Raw genomic sequence first — 23294 nt, forward strand, 5'->3', positions numbered from 1 at the left:
CCTGCGATCTTTTTTGCAGCCATAACGCTTATTTGGAAACGTTCAAGCCCAGTGCTGCCAAACACTCATCAATCGACCGCCGCTGCGTCTCGGCATACAGCCCTAACTCATCAATCGTCGATCTTCCCAAGGCCTTTTCGAACGCTTGCTGGTTCGAATGCACGCCATAGTGGGTTTGCGCCGCATCCCCCAGGTTCGACTGAAAAATCCCCGCCGCACTGACTGGCAAAAAGTCTTCGTACACCAGCGGTTCAACCCGCACATAGCCGCCTTTGAGCAAATCTTCCAGCGACGCGCCTTTCAATTCATCCGCCGCCAAGCCTTTTTCCGTTACGAAGTAGCGAAAGTACGCCAGTTCCTGTTGGCGCATGTCCTCGACGGTGTCAGGGAATTCGCCGAAGTGCTGCGTCATTAGCGTGTTGTAGCGTGCGGCGTTGGCTTCATTGGGGAAGTCCTTCAGTTCATCCCGGGCAGCGTTGAGCAAGCGGTCGTAAAGCGCCCGGCCTTTGGGGGTGAGCGCCGCACCGCGTTGCTCGATTTCACCGAAGCGGGCGCTATGGCTGCCGCGGGTTTCGGCTTGATCGGTAAACGCAATCGGCTCGTCCAGCGCCTTGAAGCTGGTTTGGCGCAGCAGGATCGGGCATTGGCGGCGGGGCGGGCCTTCGATCACCGCTTTGGGGGTGATGCCATGGGCGGGCATTTGTGCCTGCACAATGTCGATGTCCAGGGTGCGTGGCGTCAGGTGGTTAATGTGTGGGCCTTTGAACGCCACCACGTCGGCGATCAGTCGATGCTGGGCACTGAGCTGCTGGTATTGCGCGGCGGTGACGGTGGCGCTGTGGTGCCAGCGGAAGGTTTCCAGTGCTTGTGCGACAAAGTCCTGCGTCTCGTATTCAGTCAGGCCGCCCTGGGTTTCAGCGCGCTCAATAAGGGCCAATGCCGCCGGGGTGAAGATCGAGCGCGTGTCCAGCACCGACTGGGCAAAGGCCCGCAGTTCGGTGTCTTCGATCAGTTCCAGGCGCAGCAGCGAGGTGAACACCCGGAACGGGCTGACCTGCAACGCCGCCTCATGCACGGCACGGAACGCGGTGGAATGCACCGGCACGCCGGCCGGGGTCAGGTCGTAATAGCCCACCGGTTGCATGCCCATCACCGCAAACAGGCGGGCGAGGGTCGCTAGTTCAGCGGCGGTGCCGACGCGGATCGCACCATGGCGTTCCAGATCCAGTCGCTGGATTTCGCCGGTGCTGTGCAGCTGTCGGGCGATCTGCGGATCGCTGTCCAGCACGTGGCGGTTGGTCTGTTCCACCAGTTCCATCAGCGCGCCGTACAGCGGCACTTCTTCGCGGTACATGTCGGACATCGCTTTGGAGAAGCGTTGGCGGATCAGGTCAGGGCTGACGAAGTTCGGATGGCTCATGAAAAGTTTCCTGGCGCAGTGACGTATCGGATGCCGGAAAAGATCGCAGCCTTCGGCGGCGCCGACAAACGAAGTTTCTGACGAACTTCATTCTGCCAAGGACTGTTCTTGCGATGCAGGCTGTTCTTGCAACGTAGGCTATTCGGTTATCGCAGCACTTGGTCCACCAGTTCGATCCAGTGCCTGACCGGCGTTCGTCCGGCGCTGTTGAGGTGGCTCTGACAGCCGATGTTGGCGGTGGCGATGACCTCGGGATGGCCGCTTTCCAGGGCGTTGAGTTTGTTGTCGCGCAGTTGCCGGGCCAGTTCCGGTTGAGTGATCGAATAGGTGCCGGCCGAGCCGCAACACAAATGACTGTCGGGCACCGCCGTGAGATTGAAGCCCAACCGGGTCAGCACGGCCTCTACCGCGCCGCCGAGTTTCTGTGCGTGCTGCAAAGTGCAGGGGCAGTGGAAGGCGATCCGCTGGTCGGTGGCGGCGCAAACCCGTTCCAAAGGTTCATCGGCCAGCACTTGCACCAGGTCCAGGGCCAGTTCGCTGACCCGCTGGGCTTTGGCCGCATAGACCGGATCGCGCTCCAGCAGATGCCCGTAATCCTTGATGAATGCGCCGCAGCCGCTCGCGGTTTGCACAATGGCTTCGGCGCCGTTTTCCAGGTGCGGCCACCAGGCGTCGATGTTGCGTCGGGCGCGGTCCAGGCCCATGGCTTGGGCGTCGAGATGATAATCCAGTGCGCCACAGCAGCCGGCGTCTGGCGCCGGGATCACGCTGATCCCCAACCGATCCAGCACCCGCGCGGTTGCGGCATTGGTGTTGGGCGACAGACCGGGCTGCACGCAGCCTTCGAGCATCAGCACCCGGCGAGCATGCCGAGGGGCAGGGCGCTCGCCTGCGGCGGGGAGGTCGTGGGGCAACTTCGCCTCAACACTCCGTGGCAGCAACGGCCGGAATGTGGCGCCGATTTGCAGCAAAGTCCTGAACAGATTCGGATTCGGCGCCAGTGCCCGCAACCCTTGGCGCAACAGCCGCTGACTGGCCGGGCGCGGCACCGCTTGATCGATCACGGCGCGGCCAATGTCCAGCAAGTTGTGATAATCCACCCCGGACGGGCAGGTGGTTTCGCAGTTGCGGCACGTCAGGCAGCGATCCAGGTGCAACTGGGCTTTGGCCGTGGCGGGGGCGCCTTCGAGCACTTGCTTGATCAGGTAGATGCGCCCGCGCGGCCCATCCAGTTCGTCGCCCAGCAGCTGGTAGGTCGGGCAAGTCGCGTTGCAGAACCCGCAATGCACACAGGTGCGCAGAATCTTGTCCGCTTCTTCGGCGCGGGGCAGTAGTTTGGACTGTTCGCTCAAGTTGGTTTGCATGCTAAAGGTCCGCGTACATCCGGCCGGGGTTGAACAGCCCTTTCGGGTCCAGTTGCGCCTTGAGTTGCCGGTGATAGCGCAGCAGCGCCGGGGCCAGCGGCTGGAATGGCGTTTCGCTGACGCCATGGCTGAAACAGGTGGCGTGGCCGCCGAGTTCAAGGGCCCGCGACTGAATGTTGTCGGCCGCGGATTTCAACCAGCGTTGCGCGCCGCCCCAGTCGATCAGTTGCTCACCGGGCAAGTCCAGAGGCCCGAGGTTGTTGGGCAATGACAAGCGCCACAGCGGCAGGCCCTCATTAAAAAAGTCTAGTCGTTGTTCGTTCAGGTCGGCCCAATAACCGGAGTCCAACGGTTCGCCGCCGAGCCGTTGATGGGCGGCCGTGACCGAACCTTCGCCGCCTTCGAGCCGCAGATACAGACGCTGACCGTCGTGGCTGGCAGCGCTGATGGGCAGTGGTTGCTGGCCCCATTGCGCCAGATTTTCCAAGGCGCGGGCGCAGTCGATGTCCAGGCTGATGCTCAAGCATTGCCGGGGTTTGGGCAGCACTTTGAGCGAGACTTCGGTCAACACCCCGAGGCAGCCATAACTGCCCACCATCAGGCGCGAGAGATCGTAGCCGGCGACGTTTTTCATCACTTCACCGCCGAAGCGCAGGTGAGTGCCGAGGCCGCTGATCACCCGCGTACCGAGGACAAAATCGCGCACTGAACCGGACCACGGGCGCCGTGGCCCGGATAACCCCGCCGCGATCATCCCACCGACGGTGGCGCCTTCGCCAAACGACGGCGGCTCGCAGGGCAGCATTTGCCCCGCTGCGTCCAGTGCGGCAAACAGTTCGCTCAGCGGCGTGCCGGCGCGAACGCTGATCACCAGCTCCGTCGGGTCGTAGCTGACGATGCCGCGATGGGCGCGGGTGTCGAGTATTTCTCCGGCCACTTCACGGCCGAGAAACGCCTTGGTGTTACCGCCCTGAATGCGCAGCGGCGTGGCGTTTTCCCGCGCCTGTTTGACCTGCTCCAGCAGGGCTTCACTGGCATCGAAGTCCGGCATCAGAAACGCTCCAGCTCAGGGAACGGCAGTTGCCCGGCGTGGATGTGCATCGCGCCGAATTCCGCGCAGCGGTGCAGGGTCGGGATGTTCTTGCCGGGATTGAGCAGGCCCTTTGGGTCGAACGCGGCTTTCACTGCATGAAACAGGGTTAATTCGTCACTATTGAATTGCGCACACATCTGATTGATTTTCTCCCGGCCGACACCATGCTCGCCGGTGATGCTGCCGCCGACTTTCACGCACAGTTCGAGGATCTTGCCGCCAAGGGCTTCGGCCCGTTCCAGTTCACCGGGCTGGTTGGCGTCGAACAGGATCAGCGGGTGCATATTGCCGTCGCCGGCATGGAAAACGTTGGCCACGCGCAAGCCGTATTCTTGCGCCAGGCTGGCGATGCCCTTGAGCACACCAGGCAATTCACGGCGGGGGATGGTGCCGTCCATGCAGTAATAATCCGGCGAGAGGCGGCCAATTGCCGGGAAAGCGTTCTTGCGCCCGGCCCAGAACCGCACGCGTTCGGCTTCGTCCCGGGCCTGGCGCACCTCGCTGGCGCCGGCCTGTTGCAGCACTTCGCGGACTCGTTCGCAATCGTCGTGGACATCGGCTTCGACACCGTCCAGTTCGCACAACAGAATCGCTTCGGCGTCCACCGGGTAACCGGCATGGATGAAATCCTCGGCGGCACGGATTGCCAGGTTGTCCATCATCTCCAGGCCACCGGGAATGATCCCTGCGGCGATGATCTCGGCCACCGCGCGACCGGCCTTTTCCACTGAATCGAAACTCGCTAGCAGGACTTTGGCGACCTGGGGTTTGGGCAGCAATTTGACGGTGACTTCGGTGATGATCCCCAGCAAGCCTTCGGACCCGGTGAACAGAGCCAGCAGGTCGAATCCCGGCGCGTCCAGCGAATCGGCGCCGAGGGTCAGGTGTTCGCCCTCAAGGGTTAGCACTTCGAGTTTGAGCAGGTTGTGCACGGTCAGGCCGTATTTGAGGCAATGCACGCCACCAGCGTTTTCCGCGACGTTGCCGCCGATGGAGCAGGCGATTTGCGAGGACGGATCCGGCGCGTAATACAGGCCGAAAGGCGCCGCTGCCTGGGAAATCGCCAGGTTACGTACCCCCGGCTGGACCCGTGCGGTGCGGGCGGCAGGGTCAATGTGCAGAATGTTGTTGAACCGCACCATCACCAGCAGCACGCCTTTGTCCAACGGCAGTGCACCGCCGGACAACCCGGTGCCGGCCCCGCGCGCCACCACCGGCACGTTGCGGGCATGACAGAGCCTGAGCAGCGCCTGCACCTGTTCCAGCTGCCGGGGCAGGGCGACCAGCATCGGCGTGGTGCGATAGGCCGACAGACCGTCGCATTCGTAGGGTTTGAGTTCTTCTTCGCGCCAGAGGATGTCCAGGTCAGGCACCTCCTGCTGCAAGGCCTTTAGTAATGCAGCCTTGTCGACATTGGGCAGAACACCGTCGATGCGTTCGTCGTAAAGAATGTTCATCGTTCACCACCAAGCGCAAAGGGGCTTGCCCCCTTCACCACAGGGGATCTCATCAGTTTTTCCTTTCCAAAAACTCCCGGTACAACCGCGCCGTGTTGGCCGGTTGCTCAACCATCGGCATATGGCCGACACCGTCCCAGATTTCTACCCGAAGATCGGCGATGCCCTTGCTCCAGACCGGTACACTGCTGACGTCGATCAAACGGTCCTTGCGCCCCCACAGGAGCAGCGCCGGGCATTTGATGTCGGGCAGTTTCGGCTCCATCGGTGGGCTGGCGTGAAAGTCCCTGAAAATTTCTTCCAGCTCGTCGCGCTGCTGTTCATAGCGCTGGGCGACGGCGTCCAGCACGATCCCCGGCACCCATGGCGGTGAGACCATGGTCATGGCGTAGAAATACTGGAATTCTTCCCGGGAATGAATCAAAAACGGGTTGTGCCCGCGAGCCAGGTGTCGCTCCATGTCGCTGGGCTCCGGGGCAGTGACGCCGGCCGGGTCGAGCAGCGCCAGCGAGATAATGCGCTCGGGGTAATTGGCCGCCAGCCACGCCGCGATGTAGCCGCCCATGGAGTTGCCGATCACGTGCACCTTTTCGACCCCACAGATATCGAGCAACTGGATCAATCGTTTGGCCTGGACCGGAATGTCATAGCCGCCGCCGGCCTTGAAGCCGGTTTCGCCATGCCCGGCGAGGTCGGGGATGATCACCCGGTAGTCGTCGACAAAATGCCGGGCGAAGCGCAGCCAGATGTTCTTGTCGGCGCTGTAGCCGTGCAGCATCAGCACACTGCTGGAAGCTTCGTAAGGCCCGCCTTGCCAGGTCGAGACGGTCATTTCGGTGATCGGCACGACGATCTTGTGCAACCGGTACAGCCGGGCCTCCAGCGCCATGTTCAAGTCATAGAGCCAGTAACCGATGGTCGGGTAGCTCAACCAGCTCCAGGCCACGAAGACGGCGATAGTGACAACCAACAAAAGCATCAGGCTATTCCTTGCAGTGATCAGGACAGAGTGTGGTCGGTGGGTTTGAGCGCGATCCCTCCCTTCATGTATAGACCAAACATCGGGCATTCAGCTCATGGCGAGGCCATGCTATTCAGACCGCCAACCGGTGATGGCTATTTGCCGTCGCCCTGATAGACTTCAAGCACACTTTCAATCCCGTGTGTTGTCAGGCTCCGTTCAGTGGTACAGAGGCCTCTATGGAAAAAAAGGGAGGAAAGGGACTTTCACTGGCCAGGAGGCTTTATGGGTCACGAATCCTGGGGCTGGCCCTTGGATTATTGTGCGTCGGCGCAGGCATGTATCCACTCAACCCGGCGCCTTGGGTCTGGGTGGTGATGCTGCTCAACGGGCTGCTCTGGCCGCATGTGGCCTATCAATGGGCGCGCCGGGCGAAAATTCCTTTCCATGCCGAACACCGCAATATCCTGGTGGACGCGTTTCTCGGCGGCTTCTGGGTGGCCGCCATGCAGTTCAATCCGCTGCCCAGCGCGGCAACACTGTCGATGATGGCGATGCACAACGTGGCCATCGGCGGTTTGCGTTTTCTGTTGATGGGCGCCGTCGCGCAGATGCTTGGGATAGGCCTTGGGCTGCTGGTGTTCATGCCGGCTTTTGTCCCGCAAACCAGTCCGTTTCAGCTGTACGCCTGCTTGCCTTTGCTGTCGATTTATCCGCTGTCCCTGGGCTGGATCTGCTTCCGTCAGGCCCATACTCTTGGCCGACAAAAGCGCGAACTGTTGGCCCTGAGCCGCACCGACAGCCTGACTGGCCTGCTGAATCACGGTGCCTGGAAAGATCAGCTGGAAATCGAGTTTCAGCGTTGCCAACGCCAGCAGCAGGGCGGGGCGATAGCGCTGATCGACATCGATCATTTCAAAATCATCAACGACACCTACGGCCATGTCGCCGGGGACATCGTCCTGCGTCAGCTGAGCAAAATGCTCAAGCAGAACCTGCGTGCCGCCGATGTCGCCGGGCGCTATGGCGGCGACGAATTTTGTGTGCTGCTGCCGGACCTGCCGCTGGACCGCGCTGCCGTGGCGATGGATGCGCTGCGTGATCGTTTCGCCACGTTGGGTTACGAGCAGAACCCGGCGCTGAAAGTCAGTTTGAGCATCGGCCTGGCAGCCTTCAACCCGGCCCACAACGACGCGACCCTGTGGCTCAACGACGCCGACCAGGCGCTCTACGAAGCCAAGACCACCGGCCGCAACCGCGTCATTTGCCACAGTGATGGTAAACCGCATAAAGCGTTGTTCGATTCGGTGTAACCCAATAACTACACATCCCCTGTGGGAGCGGGCTTGCCCGCGAAGACGGCGGCACATTCAACATCTCTGTGATTGTCAGACCGCTATCGCGGGCAAGCCCGCTCCCACAGGGGATGTGTGGTCATTCAGGTTTGTGTATGTCGCATCCGGTGTAGAGCCTTGCGTCGTAGTCAGGTAGGGTATTTTCGACCCCCGACACGAAACAAGGATCGATTCATGACGTTCAAACGCTCTCGCTCCCTTCTGGCCACCAGCCTCGGCCTGACCCTCGCCCTCGGCGCCTTCACCCCCGCAGCCTTCGCCGAACCCCATAAACAAGTCCTCGCCGATGCCGAACAGTACAAGGGAGAAGCCCTGAAACTGCTGGAACGCTTGGTGAACATCGACTCCGGCTCCGGTTATGAACCGGGCCTGACCCAGGTGAGTGACATCGCCATCGAGGAGTTGAAGAAACTCGGTGCCACCATCGAACTCGTGCCCAACACCCCGGACAAGAGCAGCCATGTGCTGGCCACGCTCAAAGGCACCGGCAAGGCGAAAATCCTGCTGATGGCGCACATGGACACCGTGTTCAAGGAAGGCTCGGCCGCCGCCCGCCCGTTCCAGATCAAGGACGGCCGGGCTTACGGGCCGGGCGTGATGGACGATAAGGGCGGCATCGTCGCCGGGATCTACGCGCTGAAAGTCCTGAAAAACCTCGACTTCAAGGATTACGCGCAGATTACCTTCCTGCTCGACGCCAGCGAAGAAACCGGCTCGGACGTCGCCACCGACCTGATCAAGAAAACCGCCAAGGCCCACGACGTGACCCTCAACCTCGAACCGGGTCGCCCGGCGGATGGTTTGGTGGTATGGCGCAAAGGCAGCGCCACCGCCTTGGTCGAGGTCAAAGGCAAGGCATCTCACGCCGGCGTCGCGCCGGAGCTGGGGCGTAATGCGGCCATGGAAGCCGCGCACCAGATTCTGCAACTTGGCAAACTGGGCGATGCGCAGAAGAAAACCACCATCAACTTCACCGTGCTGAACGCTGGCGACCGCACCAACGTGATTCCGGATCAGGCCACCGCCAAGGCTGACGTGCGGGCAGCGGTGCCGGAAGAGTTCGACCGGATCGAAAAGGACCTGGCACGGGTCTCGAAAGACAAACTGATTCCCGAGACTGAAGTGACTACCACCCTTAAACGCGGCTTGCCGCCGATGCCGCAAACGGCGGAGTCAGATCGCTTGATGGCCATGGCCCAAGGGATTTACGGCGAAATTGGCCGCAAGTTGACGGAAGAAGGCAGCGGCGGGGCGGCGGATGCCAGCCTCTCGGCCGGAGTGGGTACACCGACGCTGGACGGGTTCGGGATTGTCGGCGGGAATATCCATACGCCCGAGGAGTACGCCGAGGTCGAGAGCGTAGCGCCGAGGATTTATCTGTTGTCTCGGATGATTATGGAGTTGACCAAGAAGTAATCGGCCAGATCATTCCTCAATGGGGCGCAGTTCTCTGTGGCGAGGGGGCTTGCCCCCGTTGGGTCGCGAAGCGGCCCTGAAAAAGTCTGACGCGCTGCACATTTACAAGCAACGACTGCTGCGTAGCCGAACGGGGGCGAGCCCCCTCGCCACGGGGGTTGGAGGTGCCGCGGGAGGAGGCGTTCAAAACCCGTTTAGCGGTGTTGCAGCAGATGCTATCGCGAGCAGGCTCGCTCCCACATTTGATTGCTGGCGTGCACAAATAATGTGTTCACAGAAAATCCAGTGTGGGAGCGAGCCTGCTCGCGATGGCGTCATGTCGGTTCACACCATCATTTCAGCCGAACCCTCACTCCTTGACGCTCATGTATTCCTTCGCCCAACGAATGTAATCCTCAGGCTGCGTATAGGTGTGAGTCAGTTCAGTGGCGTTCAGGTCCGACGCCTGGGTAAAGATCTGGCGTTGCTCGCGCAGGCTGTCGTATGTCGCCTTGATCGCCGCGAAGTAGGCGCCATGGCCGTCGATGGTGACGCGCACGCCCAGTTCGGCCAGGCGATTGTCGTCGCGCAGCAGCGGGTTGCCGTAGGTGACCAGCATCAGCGGCACACTCAGGTGCTCGGCGATTTGTTCGAGGTGGTCGAAGTCCCGCACGCCCACCATGCAAATCCCGTCCGCCCCGGCCTGTTGGTATTGCTTGGTGCGGCTGATGATTTCCTGAACCGGCAGGATCCCGGCATTGGTCCGCGCAATGATCGCCATTTCCGAGTCGACCCGGGCTTCGAGCGCCGCGCGAATCTTGCCGACGCCTTCCGCGACCCCGATCAGGTCAGTGGACTTACGGCCGAATTGCGCCGGCAACAGGGTGTCTTCAATGGTCAGGGCGGCGATGCCAGCGCGTTCAAGTTCGACGATGGTGCGCATGACATTGAGCGCGTTGCCATAGCCGTGGTCGGCGTCGGCGATCACCGGCAATTGGGCCACGCGGCCGATGCGGGTGGCCTGCTCGGCGAACTCGCTCAGGGTGATCAAGGCAAAGTCGGGGGCGCCCAGTACCTGCAACGACGCGACCGAACCACCGAGGATCCCCACTTCAAAACCCAGATCAGCGGCAATGCGTGCCGACATGGGGTCGAAGACCGACGCGGTGTGGTAGCAGGCGTTGGAAGCGAACAGTTGGCGGAAATTACGGCGCAAATCTTGATGTGACAGCCTGGACATATGAGTTCCACCAATACAAAGGAATGGAAGGGCTTGAGCAAAAGTGTCAACGCCGAAGGAACAAAAGGCTATCACGTGGGTGGGTGAAGAATGATGACGAATTTGCCGGCCAAGGGATGCAAGATCAAAAGATCGCAGCCTGCGGTAGCTCCTGCAGAGTGCATTTCATCCGGATTGACACGAATCCTGGCCTCGACGCGATCCCTTGTAGCAGCTGCCGAAGGCTGCGTTCGAGTACGAAGCGCTCGCCATCACGGATCGGGTGTCATGCAAAAGCAGAAGAGGATCTAGTTGGCGGTCAGTCTGAAAGATTAAGTTGGCAGGTTTTACGACTGCTACGCAGCCGAACGCAGGCTGCTACATAATCACGCAGCCACCGCCTGCTGTTGTTGGTTGCGCAGCGGCACGGCGCGGACCGAGTTGCCGGGTTGCAGTTGCAGGCGTTTGGCGGTGAGCCGGTCGACGATCAGGCTGTTGCCGACCAGCCGCGCCTGGGCAGTGGTGATGCGGCAGTTTTCCAGGCGGCGGTTGTGGATCAGCCATATTGGCGCCTGGTCGTCGGGCGTGCCGATGGCTAGCTCCAAGCGTTGGCTGTCACGCACCGTGCGGATTCTCGATACCGGGGCTTCGATCACCGGGCCTGCGTCGAAGATGTCGATGTACCCCTTATGGGCAAAGCCCTCGGCGGTGAGGATCTTCAGCGCAGGTTCGGTGTTCGGGTGCGGCTTGCCGATCACCGCTTGGGCCTGTTCAGTGAGCAGGCAGGTGTAGAGCGGTTGGCGCGGCATCAGTTCGGCAATAAAGGCTTTGCTGCCTAGCCCCGACAAGTGATCGGCATGGCTGAAATCCATCTTGAAAAAATGCCGGCCCAGGCTGTCCCAGAACGGTGAGCAGCCTTGTTCGTCGGCACTGCCGCGCAGTTCGGCAATGAGCTTGTCGCCGAACAGATGGGGAAATTCGGCAACGAACAGCAGGCGCCCCAGCGACAGCAATCGACCGTTACTGCCGTGGCGTTGATCGTGTCGCAGAAACAGCGAACAGATTTCCGATTGGCCGGTCATTTCGTTGTTCAGGAACAACGTGGGGATCTGGCGCTGAATACCCAGGTCCGGCGACGAGCTGACTGTGAGTCCGACCCGGTAGTTGTACCAGGGCTCCCGCAGGCCGACGGCCCCCGCCAGGGCACTGACACCGACCACTTGTTGATCGTCGTCTTCGAGCACGAACAGGTAATCGGCGTCTGCACGCTCGACCTGTTCGGCAAAGGTGCGCTGAGACCAGCGCACTCGGTGGGTCAGGCGTTCCTCACTGGCCGGCAGGGTGGTGACCCCGGGGGCGGCCCGTTGCACCAGATCCAGCAGGGCGGGCAGGTCGGTGACTTGAACCGGGCGGACAATCATGATGCAGCTCCTTCTTCGCGCCTGTTCGGGCGTTGTCGTTGGGCACGGGGCCGGTGGCGGCTCACAGGGCGATCAACCGGATCGCACTGGCGTCGGTCACGTTCAGGGCCGCGCACATTTCGGCGCTCAAGGCCACGGGTTGCCCGGCGCGATAGTCCAACTCGGCGACGATGGCGCGGTAACCCTTCAACGACTCGTTGCTTACCAGGTAGCTGCCGCGCGCATCGATGGCCGAGCCAGGGTGCACCGTGCCGGTCTGGCTTTGGGCGATGGAGCGAATGTTCGAGGTGCGTGCGTACAACGTCGGGCCACCGTCGAACAGGTCGATATAGCTGTTGGTCTCGAAACCTTCGCGTTCAAGTATGTCGAAGGCCTCCTGACCGTCGGGATGAATCCGGCCGATACATGCCTGTGCCGCCAGCGGCAGCATCGGCACGTAGATCGGGTATTGCGGCATCAGTTCGGCTAGAAATGACCGGCTCTGCAGACCGCAAAGCCGCTCGGCCTCAACGTACGGCAGGTCGAAGAAATGCTTGCCCAGCGCATCCCAGAGCGGTGACTGGCCCTGTTCATCGCTGTAGCCAACGATCTCTGTGATCACCGCTTCGGCAAAGCGCGCCGTGTGTGCGGCGATGAACAGCAGCCGCGCCCGGGACAGCAATTCGGAAAACCGCGTGCGTTCCAGCGCCGCGTCGATATGGAAACCGCGCAGCAAAGTATGGCCACTGAGGTCGTGGCACAACGACAGCGCCGGCACCCCGTGCTCGATGTTCAGCTCCCGTGAGGCACTGGTGAAATGGCGGTTGCGCAAACTGTAGAACGGCTCGTTGAACCCTGCGGTGGCGAGGATTTCCGAGCAGCCGACCAGACGGCGAGTCGTGAGATTTTCCAGCACGAAGAAATAGTTCTCCGGGCCAGGCCCCTGTACGTCTTTCTCGAACGAAGCGCAGGAGTCGAGAATCTTCTCGCGCAGGCGTTCGGTGTCGTCCGGCAAGGACGTGACCCCCACCAGACTGTCGCGCGCCAGTTGCTGCAACTGGGGCAGGTCGGTTAACTCCACTGGGCGTAAGACCAGCATGGATGTACTCCTGTATCAAAGGGTTCGGCGATTTGCACCGAACCTGACTATCACTGTCGGTTTCCACGCGTTAAATCGGCTGTCGCCTGAATTCATGTCAGACGCTGCTCTTTTTCTTGTCAGCCATTGCTTGGGTCGGGTAGGACCGTGCTGGCACCCAGTTTGTTGAGGAAGAATAGATAGACCAGCCCCAGGGCAATCCAGATCAGGCCGAGTTTCTGTGCATCGACGCCCATGTTGTACATGATGGCCGCGACGATGATGAAGCCGATCACCGGGCAGAGCAGGTGACGAATCACCTGGCCGGACTTCTGCCGACGCCAGTAATAGTTGATTACGGTCAGGTGCAGCAACATAAAGCCGCTCAGGGCGCCGAAGTTCACCAGGGAGGTGAGGGTGTCCACCGAGTTGATGAACAGGTAGCAGATCACCAGCGACAGTGCCGCCACCAGATAGATACTCACATACGGCGTGTTGTGTTTCGGGTGCACCTTGGCCAGCACTTTCGGCAGTTTGCCGTCCCGCGCCATGCCGAACAGCAGGCGCGAAACCGCCGCTTGCGAGGTGATCGCGACCGCGACGCCCCAGGCCAGGGCGGTGGCCACGGCGGTCAGGGTTGCCAGCCAGCTGCCGGCGGCGATTTCGGCGATTTCATAGAACGCGGTGTCGGCGGACTTGAAGCCCAGGCCGGCGGCCAGATCCGTGGCAATCCAGGTCTGCACGACAAAGATCACACCCATCACCAGCAATGTGATCAGCGCAGCCTTGCCAACGCTACGGCCCGGGTCGCCCTTGATTTCTTCGGCGAGGGTGGAAATCGCATCGAAACCGAGGAACGACAGCACCGCAATCGACACCGCTTGCATCAGCAGGGCGAAGTTGAATGTCTCGGGGTTGTACAACGGCGCCAGGGTCAGTTGACCGTTACCGCCGCCGTTGTGCAGGGCATTCCAGGCGTAGAACAGGAAGATCCCCAGCACTACCAGTTGCGCCAGTAGAAAGACGATGTTCATCCGCGCGGTGAAGGTAATGCCCCGCAGGTTGACGAAGGTGGCGCTGACCAGAAAAGCCAGGATGAAGCCGACTTTCGGGATGTCCGGGTACAAATGATTCAGCGCCATCGCCGCGTAGACGTAGAGCAGTGGCGGAATCAGCAAATAATCGAGCAGCATCAGCCAACCGGCGATAAACCCGACATGCGGGTTGAGGCCGCGTTGTGCGTAGGAATACACGGAGCCCGCAATCGGAAAGGCCCGGGCCATGCTGCCGTAACTGAGGGCGGTGAACAGCATCGCCACCATGCCGATGATGTAGGCCAGCGGCACCATCCCCGGGGCTTCGGCGTTGACGTAACCATAAACGCCGAACGGGGCGATGGGGATCATGAAGATCATCCCGTACACCACCAGGTCCGTCAGCGACAGGCTACGTTTCAACTCTTGCTTGTAGCCGAATTCTTCTATTTCCATGAAGCCCTTCTCCTTGATATGAAAGCAGCTGCATGCTGCGAGTTTGAAGCTATTGCTCTACAGCAGTGGCGCCAGATAATCGGTCCAGCGACCGATGTCCTCGGAGGTACGCAACAGATCGTTGCGTACCTCGATCAACACCGACTCAAGCCCGCGTGCATCGCCATGAACCGGCACGGTCATGTCACCCAGCGGATCGACTTTGTACGGCTGATTAGCCGCGACTTTCAAGGGGTGCCGACTCAACCCGTCGATTACTCGCTGCGCGTATTCCCCGGCCTGTCCGTACAACACGCCGGCTTCCAGCTCTCGTGGCTGGCCGTAATATATCGGCGTGAAACTGTGAATCCCCACCATGCGAACCGGTCGACCTTGCGCCACGCGGGCGTCGATCAAGGTTTGCAGGCGTGTATGAAACGGCTTGAACAGGCAGTGCCGGCGATAGTCGCGGGTGGCCTCGTCCAGATCCCGATTGCCCGGCACCTGATAAATCTCGCTCTGTAACGCAATGCTGTCCGGCGCATGGCGCGGGCGGTTGAGGTCGATCAACAACCGTGAATAGTTGGCCGCCAACAGGGTGGCGCCCAGTGCTTCGGACAAGCCCTCGGCCAGCGCCAGGGCGCCGATGTCCCAGGCGATGTGTTCGCGGGCGGCTTCATGGCTCAAGCCCAGGTCATTCAACCCGGCCGGGATAAAACGACTGGCGTGCTCACACACCAGAATCAGCGGGTGCTCGGAGGCTTCCCGGCTCAGGGTGTACGCAGGTTGGGTATAGAACCCCAATTCGGCGGACTCAGTACAGGCGCGCATAGTGCTCACAAAGATCGGCGGGCGAGAGCTGTTCCGTCAGCCTCAGTTCCTCGGTTTTAAGGGCGAACCAGGTGTCCAGCAAGGCGCTCGGCAGGGCTTCGATCAGCGCCTCGCTGTTGCGCAGGCATTCCAGGGCCTGGGACAGGGACGCGGGCAGGGCGACGATGCCGCGGGCCTGGCGTTGTTCTTCGTTCAGGGAATCGGGAACTTCATCGGTGATCGCGTTCAGGGCCAGGCGCTGCTCGATGCCCAGGCGCCCGGCGATCAGCAACGCAGCCATGGCCAGATGCGGCGAGGCGGTGGCGTCCATGGCGCGAAATTCCAGGTTGTACTGCGCCGCCACGGCTTTGCCGCCCAGGCTCACGGTCGGGCAAATCCGCAGCGCCGCTTCGCGGTTGCGTTGGCCGAGACAAGCGTAGGAAGCGCTCCAGTGATGGGGCTGCAAGCGCTCGTAGGAAACCGGTGTCGGCGCGGTAAAGGCGCAGAGCGCCGGCAAATAGTGTAGAACGCCGGCGGCCCAATGCTGGCCGAGGGTCGACAGGCCGTTGGTGGTGCCGGCGTCGTACATCACCGGGTGGCCGGCCAGATCCTGCAGGCTCACGTGTAAATGCACGCCATTGCACACCGCCTGCTCGGAAGTCTTGGGGGCGAAACTCAGGTCCAGGCCCATTTGCCGGGCGATCTCACGGGTGATCTCACGCACGTTCACCGCACGGTCGGCGGCGGCGACGCCGAGGGTTGGGCGGCAGGTGATTTCGTATTGGTGCTTGCCGTATTCCGGCAGAAACATCTCTGGTTCCACACCGCCGGCACGCAGTGCGCTGAGCAACCAGCCGCCGAACTCGGCGCCCTGACGCTGCGCCTCAAGAGAGAACGCCAGATGCTCAGTCGCGCCGCTGCCGAGGTTGAATTCATGTTCGAACGCGGCGTTGATCTGCAGTCCCAATTCGTCGCGATAACGCTCCACTTCGTTGCGCAACAGCGTACGCGGGCACGCGCCCCACGGGCGTCCATCGGTTTCGCGAATGTCACCGTGAATGAAGTCCAGCGCCGGGGCATTGGCGTCCGGGCCGTTGTTGACGGTCACTCGGCTGCTCAAGTCGGGGATCAGCCGCAAGTCTCCATAAGCACCCCATGGATTGCTGGAGGCAATGATGTCTTGCGGGGTCAGGGCGCTGTTGGCCGGCACCCAGCCGCAGCCCGCCACTTGATAGGTATCGAGTTCGTCGGTGGGAAAGGAACGGCCGCGCGTCACGCCAATCAGGTCGGTGGTGACGATCGTGGTCATCGGCAGTGGCGACAGGCGAGCGCTCATGGCTGCATCTCCTGCAACCGGCGGAGCACGGTCTGGGTGTCGGTGATCCAGCAGTAGCCTTTGATGGCGTTCAGGCAGGCGTGATGCCGTTGTTCGGTGTAGGTGGCGCAGGCATCTTCGACCAGCGTCACCAGGTAACCGCGGTCGGCGGCGTCACGCACGGCCATGTCGACGCATTGGTCGGTGACGATGCCGGCGATGATCAGGTGGCGGGTTTCAAGGTTGCGCAGCACGTAGTCGATGTTGGTGGAGTTGAAGACCCCGGAAGAGGTCTTGGGCAGCACGATTTCGTTTTCGATCGGCGTCAGGTCATCGATGATTCGCGCTTGCGAACTGCCCTTGGGCAGGTGCATGTCCGAGAGTTTGTGGTCCAGCGAACGATCGCGACCATCGGCGGTGAGGCTTTCGATGAGCGTGTGCAGCACGTTTTGTCGTGCATTACGAAAGGCACTGAGCAGCCGGCGTTGATTGGGCACCACTTGCATGTGGGCGCGGGTCAGAAAGTATTCGGCATCCGGCCCGTTGAGGTGCGGATCGAACTGCGGCTCAAGCCAGGCACGCTGCATGTCCACCAGCAACAGCGCGGTGTGGTCGGCGGCAAACGGCAAGTCCCGGGGCGAGTGATGGGGGAGCGTGAACATCCTTATTTTTCCTCCAGCAAGTGGGTGTCGAAGTCGGCCCGCAGGGCGTCGATGCCTTCCAGGCGATCGGCCAGATCGGGGCTGCGCAGGGACAGGCAGGCAACCAGTGCTTCAACCTGGGCCAGCGCCGGAACCATCGAGTCGAAGGCCGACGCCGACTCCACCGGTGCGCTGATGATCAGGTCGGCCATTTCCCGTAGCGGTGACGCGTAGATATCGGTGAACAGCACGACCCGCGCATGTCGACTCTTCGCCGCATTGGCGACCCGCAGGGCCTGGGACTGATAGCGGCGATAGTCGAACACCAGCACCACGTCCTGACGCTGCACGTCGAACAGCCGGTCGGGCAATTGCGCGTTGTCTTCCAGGGCAAAACAGCCGGGCCGCAACAGGCGCAGATGGTTGAGCAAATAGTTGGCGAGGAAACTGCTGAAACGGCCGCCGAAGCAATGGACCTGATGGCGGGTGTCGAGCAGCCATTCAATCAGAATTCGTACATCTTCGGGTTGGGTCAGCGCTTGGGTGTCGACCAATGCCCGATGGCTGTTCGCCAGATAGTGGCCCCAGGGATCATCTTTCTTGAGATGGGCGCGGGGTTGCAGCAGGGTACTGGGGGAGCGCAAGCGGTCATCCATGTCGCTGAGCAAGGCTTCCTGAAAGTCGGCATAACCGCTGAAACCAAGCTTCTTTACCAGCCGCACAATGGTCGGATCGCTGACACCGGCATGTTCGGCCAGACGTGACATCGGGCCCAGCCCGTTACGCGGGTATTGATCCAGCAAGGCGCGTATGACTTTGCGTTCCGACGGCGTGAGTTCCAGGCCGGGATCGGTGATCAGGTCTCTGAGAGAGGGCATCCGGGCTCCTGCTGGATGGGTGTGTCGGTTTCGTTTCATAAATTGCTAAAACAGTATTTATGTAACGTGTGCTACATGTCTAGTGAATTTTTCCGAGGATTTTAAAAGTCCCAAAATGGGGCGAAAACCCCGTGCGCCGGGGGCTACGCGGATGTCGACTGACGTTGTAGGACATTGCCCATAGTGGTGTGAGATATCGACCTTGCTAAGGGATAAAATGGGCTCTGCGAGCCCAATGCCGTAGCAGCTGCCGAGCCTGCGAGGCTGCGTTCGGCCGCGTAGCGGTCGTAAATCCTGAGAGCACAGTGTGCCTGACGGACCGCTGTGCTTGATTTTACGACTGCTGCGCAGCCGAACGCAGCCTCGACAGCTGCTACGAGGAATGCGTTCAGAGTGCGCGCGTCTTGCGGCACAATGACCCGGTTATTTGCGGTGTCGTGCCGTTTTCCATCCCATCGACAGAGTGATCTTCCGTGCAGGCGACCCGCTTGACCCTGGTGTGCCACGCTCGAACCGTCGCACAAAAATTGGCGTGTTTTCCTACGAATGAGCCGTTGGAAATGGATTGGCATTCGGCGAGGGGTTCGCGTTGCCGTCAGTTCAAGGGCACACCCCGTTTGCTCTGTGGCCCGGAACTGCGGACCCGACAAACCGCTGAGCTGTTTGGCAACGATGTGGAGATTGTCGCGGCACTGGCAGATTGCGATTTCGGACGCTGGAAAGGCACGTCGATCGACGACCTGCAAACAGCCGAACCCGAGACGCTCCAGGCCTGGCTCAATGACCCGACCTCGGCCCCCCACGGTGGAGAATCGGTGGCACAACTCGGTGAGCGGGTGGTTGCGTGGTTGAACAGCCTTGAGGCGACGCCGGGGCATATCGTTGCCATCACCCATCCTTTTGTCATTCGCGCCGCATTGATGCAGGTGCTGCAGGGCGCGGCGTTCAACCAGATCGATGTCGAACCGTTGTCGGCCATCGAGTTGCGGTTCAACGGTCGCTGGCGGCTACGCTTGATGGGCACGGACCCTGAGGGAGCATGTTGATGAAAAAACTTCTGGTCATCGGTGTCGGCGCCGGCAACCCCGACTACATCACGATGCAGGCCGTGAAGGCGCTGAACCGCGTCGATGTGTTTTTCCTCATGGACAAGGGCCAGAGCAAAGACAAACTGATCGACCTGCGCCGCGAGATCTGTGAGCGCTACATCACCGATCACGACTACCGCTTCGTCGAAGCCCACAGCCCGGAGCGGGAACGCGGGGATGTGGACTACAAGACCAGTGTCGAAGATCTGAACCGCGCCAAGCAGCAGACCTTCGAACGACTGATCAATGAAGAAATGACTGACGACCAGTGCGGCGGTTTTCTGGTGTGGGGCGATCCCGCGTTGTACGACAGCACCATTCGGATTCTGCAGGCGATTCTGGCGTCAGGCCGGTGTGTATTCGAGTTCGAGGTGATCCCCGGGATCACCAGCGTGCAGGCATTGGCGGCGCAACATAAGGTGCCGCTGAATCGCATCGGTCGCTCGATTGAAATCACCACCGGACGGCGGTTGGCAGCGGGGCAGGTGAGTGATGCCGACAGCCTGGTGGTGATGCTGGATGCGCAAGATGCCTACCATCATGTGGCCGATCAGGAGACGGAGATTTACTGGGGGGCTTATTTGGGGACGCCGGATGAAATTTTGATTAGCGGCAAGCTCAAGGATGTCGCGGATGAGATTGAACGGGTGCGCAAGGCGGCGCGGCTGGAGCATGGGTGGATTATGGATACTTATCTGTTGCGCAAGTCTTGAGATAATGGGTGTCTGGGGTGACGCCTTCGCGGGCAAGCCCGCTCCCACAGGATTTGTGTGTTGAACACATTATCTGTGAACAACACAATCCCTGTGGGAGCGGGCTTGCCCGCGATGAGGCCCTCAAACACACTCAAAAAACCACCTTTACCTCGCGCCCAAACCGCTCCCGATACACCGACGGCGGCACACCGACCACACTGCGAAACGCCACCCGGAAACTCTCCACCGAACGATAACCGCAGCGCTGGGCAATCTGCTCGGTGTTCTGGCGAGTGCTCTCCAACAATTCGCGAGCACGGGCCAGGCGCTCATGTTGCAACCATGCCTTGGGCGGCAGGCCGCTGGCTTCGGTGAACCGCCGCAGGAACGTGCGTTCACTCATCGCCGCCTCGCTGGCAAGGTCGCGAACTTCCAGCGGTTCGTGCAGACGTTCCCGCGCCCATTGCATGACCCGCGACAGATCGCTGCGCGGCGTCGGGCTGACCGGTGACGGAATGAACTGCGCCTGGCCGCCGGTGCGTTGCGGTGACATCACCAACCGCCGCGCCACCGAGTTGGCCACTTGAGTGCCAAAATCCCGCGCGACCAGGTGCAGGCAGGCATCGATGCCGGCGGCGCTGCCGGCCGACGTGATCAATTGGCCCGAATCGACATAGAGCACGTCCGGGTCCACCTGTATGTCCGGAAAGCGTTCGGCCAGTTCAGCGGTGTAGCGCCAATGCGTCGTGGCGCCGTGACCGTCGAGCAAACCGGTGGCCGCCAGTACAAATACCCCGGAACAGATCGACAGCAATCGCGCGCCCCGGGCATGGGCCTGGCGCAGGGCGGCGAGCAAAGGTTCAGGCACCGCCGCGTTGCGGTCGCGCCAGCCGGGGATGATGATGGTCCGGGCCTCTTCAAGCAGTTCCATCCCGCCGTCGGCCAGCACCTGAATGCCGCCCATGGCGCGCATCGGCCCTTGGTCGACGGCGACGATACGATGCTCATACCAAGGGAAATCGAACTCCGGTCGCGCCAGACCGAAGATCTCCACGGCGATGCCGAATTCGAAAGTGCAGAGGCCGTCGTAGGCCAGAATCGCGACCAATCCAGGGGTGGGCTGCATTTGGCGGAAAATTCCCGGTGAGTGTCTTGTGCGCCACTGTAGCGGCAAGCGCGGGGCAGATAAAGTCTTCCCACACCCACCGAGACTTTGGAGTACAACCCATGCCCAGCCTGGTTCGCGAAATTCCCGCAGCCCCATCTGCCATTGCCCTGATGCATTTCAGCAACCGTCTGACCTTCGAGACCGATTGCTCCGACGTCTACGGCAGCCAACAGGCTGGCGAAGTGGATTTTGTCCTGGTGGATGTGCGCGGACCGTTGGCGTTCGAACGCGGACATGTGCCGGGCGCGATCAACATCCCGGGTCGACTGATCACGGCTGACGGCATGGCGGGTTATTCGAAATCCACGCTGTTCGTGGTCTATTGCGCAGGGCCCCACTGCAACGGCGCCAACAAGGCTGCGGTGAAGCTGGCGGCGCTGGGTTACCCGGTCAAGGAGATGATTGGCGGGGTGACGGGGTGGCTGGATGAGGGGTTTGAATTGAGTGTCGTGGTGCAACAGTCGGTCAGTACCGTGATCGGCTGCGAATGTTAATGTAGCCGATAAGATCGCAGGCTTCGCCAGCTCCTACATTGACCGAGTACACCGGTGAAATTACGGCTGTACGTCCCCTGTAGGAGCTGGCGAAGCCTGCGATCTTTTGATCTTCAAACCGCTGTCCGCGCCGTCCACCACTGGTCGAGCGTCACCTGCAACCAGTCAAACACGACTTGATAGGCCGCGCTGTCCTGTGGCCCCCGCGGCAACGGCGATTCCTCGGCAAAGTGCTCATTGAGGGTCGCCACCGATTCGGCATTCCACTCCGGGTGAAACTGCAACCCCACCCGCGTAGCCCCGACGCGATACATCTGCTGCTCACACACGTCACTGCTGGCCAGCAATTGCGCATCCGCCGGTAGATCGATCGCATCTTCGTGCCATTCCAGCACCTTCAGCCTCTGGCCATCCGCAAAGGTCACGGTCGACCAGCCAGTTTCGGGGCGAGCCATGCGCCGCACATTCCCACCCAGGCTCAGCGCCAGCAGCTGCGCGCCCAGACAAATCGCAAACACCGGCGCGTCCTGATCCAGACTACCCGACAGCCAATGACGCTCCGCTTCCAGCCACGTCGGCCCGGCGTTGGATTCATAAGGCCCGCCCAACAGGATCACCGGTGCTGCACTCACCGGCGGCAACTGGCCGAGGTCGGCGCGAAACACGTTTAGCGTAATGCCACGGGCCCGCGCCCATTCGGCAATGGCGCCAGGACCTTCGGCAGGATGATGCTGGATCAGGTTCAACGTGGGCATCACGCTTCTCTTTCGGGAATGGGTTGGCGGGGTCAATGTGCCGCAAAAAAAAGATCATCGCCAGTGCGACTATTCAATCGGATCACGCCCGAAATCTTGTAGGTTTTGTCTGAAGCAAAGGATTGTCCTACAGCCCTTGCACCACCTTGGCGCACGCTTCAAGTGCCTTGAATCCCTTGGCTGTTTTTCTATAAGTATTTGTCGCCTAAACACAATTTGCCCTCCTGCAGCCGCTCTAGACTGCCGGCCACTTCGGTCTTCACTAACCGAAAGTTGCCAACAGAAAGCTGCCAATAAAAGCCTCCGCACACAGGAGTTATAAATGAAGAAGCGAGTGATGTTCGGTGCCCTGGCACTGTCGATGTTGTCCCTGACCGCCGTGGCCGATGACGCCAAGCCGATTCGCCTCGGTATCGAAGCCGGCTACCCGCCATTCTCGATGAAAACCCCGGACGGCAAACTCACCGGTTTCGACGTGGACATCGGCGATGCGTTGTGTGAACAGATGAAAGTGAAGTGCACCTGGGTCGAGCAAGAGTTCGATGGTTTGATCCCGGCACTGAAGGTCAAGAAAATCGACGCGATCCTGTCGTCCATGACCATCACTGACGATCGCAAGAAGAACGTCGATTTCACCATCAAGTACTACCACACCCCGGCGCGCTTCGTGATGAAGGAAGGCACCGACGTCAAGGATCCGCTGACCGAGCTCAAAGGCAAGAAAGTCGGTGTGTTGCGCGCCAGCACCCACGACCGTTTCGCCACTGAAGTGCTAGTACCGGCGGGCATCAACCTGGTGCGTTACGGTTCCCAGCAGGAAGCCAACCTGGACATTGTCGCCGGTCGCCTCGACGCGATGCTGGCCGACTCGGTCAACCTGGACGACGGTTTCCTGAAAACCGACGCCGGTAAAGGCTTCGCCTTCGTCGGCCCGACCTATGAAGACGCCAAGTACTTCGGCGGCGGTGCCGGCATCGCCGTGCGCAAGGGCGATAAAGAGCTGGCGGACAAATTCAACACCGCCATCACTGAAATCCGCGCCAACGGCAAGTACAAGCAAGTGCAGGACAAGTACTTCAATTTTGACGTTTACGGCCATTAATACGCCGTAGAAAAAAGTGGCCACTGTTGACGCGGTGGCCACTTTTTTTATTACCCTGAGAAACACATTTCTCGTAGGAGCTGCCGCAGGCTGCGATCTTTTGATCTTGTTTAAAAAGCAGGATCAAAAGATCGCAG

General features: G+C 60.9%; 21 protein-coding genes. 6 read left to right on the forward strand and 15 right to left on the reverse strand.

Going from position 1 to position 23294, the window contains the following annotated elements; translation table 11 throughout:
- Positions 1–28 precede the first annotated feature (28 nt).
- The 5 genes from KGB18_RS27145 to KGB18_RS27165 all read right to left on the reverse strand — a co-directional run bounded on the left by KGB18_RS27145 (position 29) and on the right by KGB18_RS27165 (position 6313).
- Positions 29–1420: a VOC family protein gene (locus tag KGB18_RS27145; protein WP_223570787.1), complete on the reverse strand. Its 1392-nt coding sequence runs from the start codon at positions 1418–1420 to the stop codon at positions 29–31.
- Between the two features lie 146 nt (positions 1421–1566).
- On the reverse strand, positions 1567–2784 hold the full coding sequence (glcF, locus tag KGB18_RS27150) for a glycolate oxidase subunit GlcF (protein ID WP_223570788.1): 1218 nt from the start codon (positions 2782–2784) through the stop codon (positions 1567–1569).
- Between the two features lies 1 nt (position 2785).
- Entirely contained in the window at positions 2786–3835 is a 1050-nt protein-coding gene (glcE, locus tag KGB18_RS27155; protein WP_223570789.1) for a glycolate oxidase subunit GlcE, read from the reverse strand.
- The gene (gene glcD, locus KGB18_RS27160; RefSeq protein ID WP_123721115.1) at positions 3835–5334 is read right to left on the reverse strand and encodes a glycolate oxidase subunit GlcD; all 1500 of its coding nucleotides are present in this window, start codon (positions 5332–5334) and stop codon (positions 3835–3837) included. The genes glcE and glcD overlap by 1 nt, the downstream gene beginning before the upstream one ends.
- A gap of 52 nt (positions 5335–5386) precedes the next feature.
- Positions 5387–6313, reverse strand: a complete 927-nt coding sequence (locus KGB18_RS27165) for an alpha/beta fold hydrolase (protein WP_123721116.1) — start codon at positions 6311–6313, stop codon at positions 5387–5389.
- A gap of 221 nt (positions 6314–6534) precedes the next feature.
- Between KGB18_RS27165 and KGB18_RS27170 the strand changes: the two genes are divergently transcribed.
- Complete coding sequence (locus tag KGB18_RS27170; protein ID WP_123721117.1) at positions 6535–7608, forward strand: diguanylate cyclase; 1074 nt, start codon at positions 6535–6537, stop codon at positions 7606–7608.
- A 216-nt stretch (positions 7609–7824) separates the two neighbouring features.
- Positions 7825–9066, forward strand: coding sequence for a M20/M25/M40 family metallo-hydrolase (locus tag KGB18_RS27175; protein WP_123721118.1), 1242 nt, complete (start codon positions 7825–7827; stop codon positions 9064–9066).
- 349 nt (positions 9067–9415) lie between these two features.
- On the opposite strand, the gene KGB18_RS27180 is transcribed toward KGB18_RS27175, so the two are convergent.
- The 8 genes from KGB18_RS27180 to KGB18_RS27215 form a co-directional block, all read right to left on the reverse strand.
- Positions 9416–10285, reverse strand: coding sequence for an oxaloacetate decarboxylase (locus KGB18_RS27180; RefSeq protein WP_123721119.1), 870 nt, complete (start codon positions 10283–10285; stop codon positions 9416–9418).
- A 365-nt stretch (positions 10286–10650) separates the two neighbouring features.
- Positions 10651–11685 carry an arginine N-succinyltransferase gene (astA, locus tag KGB18_RS27185; RefSeq protein ID WP_123721120.1) on the reverse strand — a complete coding sequence of 345 codons (1035 nt, stop codon included), beginning with the start codon at positions 11683–11685 and terminating at the stop codon, positions 10651–10653.
- A 61-nt stretch (positions 11686–11746) separates the two neighbouring features.
- A complete protein-coding gene (locus KGB18_RS27190; RefSeq protein WP_123721121.1) occupies positions 11747–12763 on the reverse strand; it encodes an arginine N-succinyltransferase in 1017 nt (338 codons plus the stop codon).
- A gap of 119 nt (positions 12764–12882) precedes the next feature.
- Positions 12883–14232 carry an APC family permease gene (locus KGB18_RS27195; protein WP_052965183.1) on the reverse strand — a complete coding sequence of 450 codons (1350 nt, stop codon included), beginning with the start codon at positions 14230–14232 and terminating at the stop codon, positions 12883–12885.
- 57 nt (positions 14233–14289) lie between these two features.
- Entirely contained in the window at positions 14290–15042 is a 753-nt protein-coding gene (locus KGB18_RS27200) for an N-formylglutamate amidohydrolase (RefSeq protein ID WP_223570790.1), read from the reverse strand.
- Complete coding sequence (locus KGB18_RS27205; protein ID WP_123721123.1) at positions 15026–16357, reverse strand: glutamine synthetase family protein; 1332 nt, start codon at positions 16355–16357, stop codon at positions 15026–15028. The genes KGB18_RS27200 and KGB18_RS27205 overlap by 17 nt, the downstream gene beginning before the upstream one ends.
- A complete protein-coding gene (locus KGB18_RS27210; protein ID WP_038983971.1) occupies positions 16354–16998 on the reverse strand; it encodes an isochorismatase family cysteine hydrolase in 645 nt (214 codons plus the stop codon). Before KGB18_RS27210 ends, KGB18_RS27205 begins: the two co-directional genes overlap by 4 nt.
- Before the next feature lie 2 nt (positions 16999–17000).
- Positions 17001–17855, reverse strand: coding sequence for a MurR/RpiR family transcriptional regulator (locus tag KGB18_RS27215; protein WP_123721125.1), 855 nt, complete (start codon positions 17853–17855; stop codon positions 17001–17003).
- A 473-nt stretch (positions 17856–18328) separates the two neighbouring features.
- Between KGB18_RS27215 and KGB18_RS27220 the strand changes: the two genes are divergently transcribed.
- A complete protein-coding gene (locus KGB18_RS27220) occupies positions 18329–18901 on the forward strand; it encodes a histidine phosphatase family protein (protein WP_223570791.1) in 573 nt (190 codons plus the stop codon).
- Positions 18901–19656 carry a precorrin-6A synthase (deacetylating) gene (gene cobF / locus KGB18_RS27225; RefSeq protein WP_223570792.1) on the forward strand — a complete coding sequence of 252 codons (756 nt, stop codon included), beginning with the start codon at positions 18901–18903 and terminating at the stop codon, positions 19654–19656. Before KGB18_RS27220 ends, cobF begins: the two co-directional genes overlap by 1 nt.
- A 133-nt stretch (positions 19657–19789) precedes the next feature.
- On the opposite strand, the gene ftrA is transcribed toward cobF, so the two are convergent.
- Positions 19790–20764, reverse strand: coding sequence for a transcriptional regulator FtrA (ftrA, locus tag KGB18_RS27230; protein WP_223570793.1), 975 nt, complete (start codon positions 20762–20764; stop codon positions 19790–19792).
- Positions 20765–20865: 101 nt separating this feature from the next.
- On the opposite strand from ftrA, the gene KGB18_RS27235 reads away from it, so the two are divergent.
- Positions 20866–21300, forward strand: a complete 435-nt coding sequence (locus tag KGB18_RS27235) for a rhodanese-like domain-containing protein (protein WP_123721129.1) — start codon at positions 20866–20868, stop codon at positions 21298–21300.
- 113 nt (positions 21301–21413) lie between these two features.
- Here KGB18_RS27235 and KGB18_RS27240 read toward each other — a convergent pair whose 3' ends face one another.
- Positions 21414–22055: a type 1 glutamine amidotransferase gene (locus tag KGB18_RS27240; protein WP_223570794.1), complete on the reverse strand. Its 642-nt coding sequence runs from the start codon at positions 22053–22055 to the stop codon at positions 21414–21416.
- A gap of 322 nt (positions 22056–22377) precedes the next feature.
- Here KGB18_RS27240 and KGB18_RS27245 point away from each other — a divergent pair, with 322 nt between their 5' ends.
- On the forward strand, positions 22378–23157 hold the full coding sequence (locus KGB18_RS27245) for an ABC transporter substrate-binding protein (protein ID WP_123721131.1): 780 nt from the start codon (positions 22378–22380) through the stop codon (positions 23155–23157).
- Positions 23158–23294 lie beyond the last annotated feature (137 nt).

Source organism: Pseudomonas sp. BF-R-26 (assembly GCF_019947395.1).
In the GTDB taxonomy this organism is placed as follows: domain Bacteria; phylum Pseudomonadota; class Gammaproteobacteria; order Pseudomonadales; family Pseudomonadaceae; genus Aquipseudomonas; species Aquipseudomonas farris.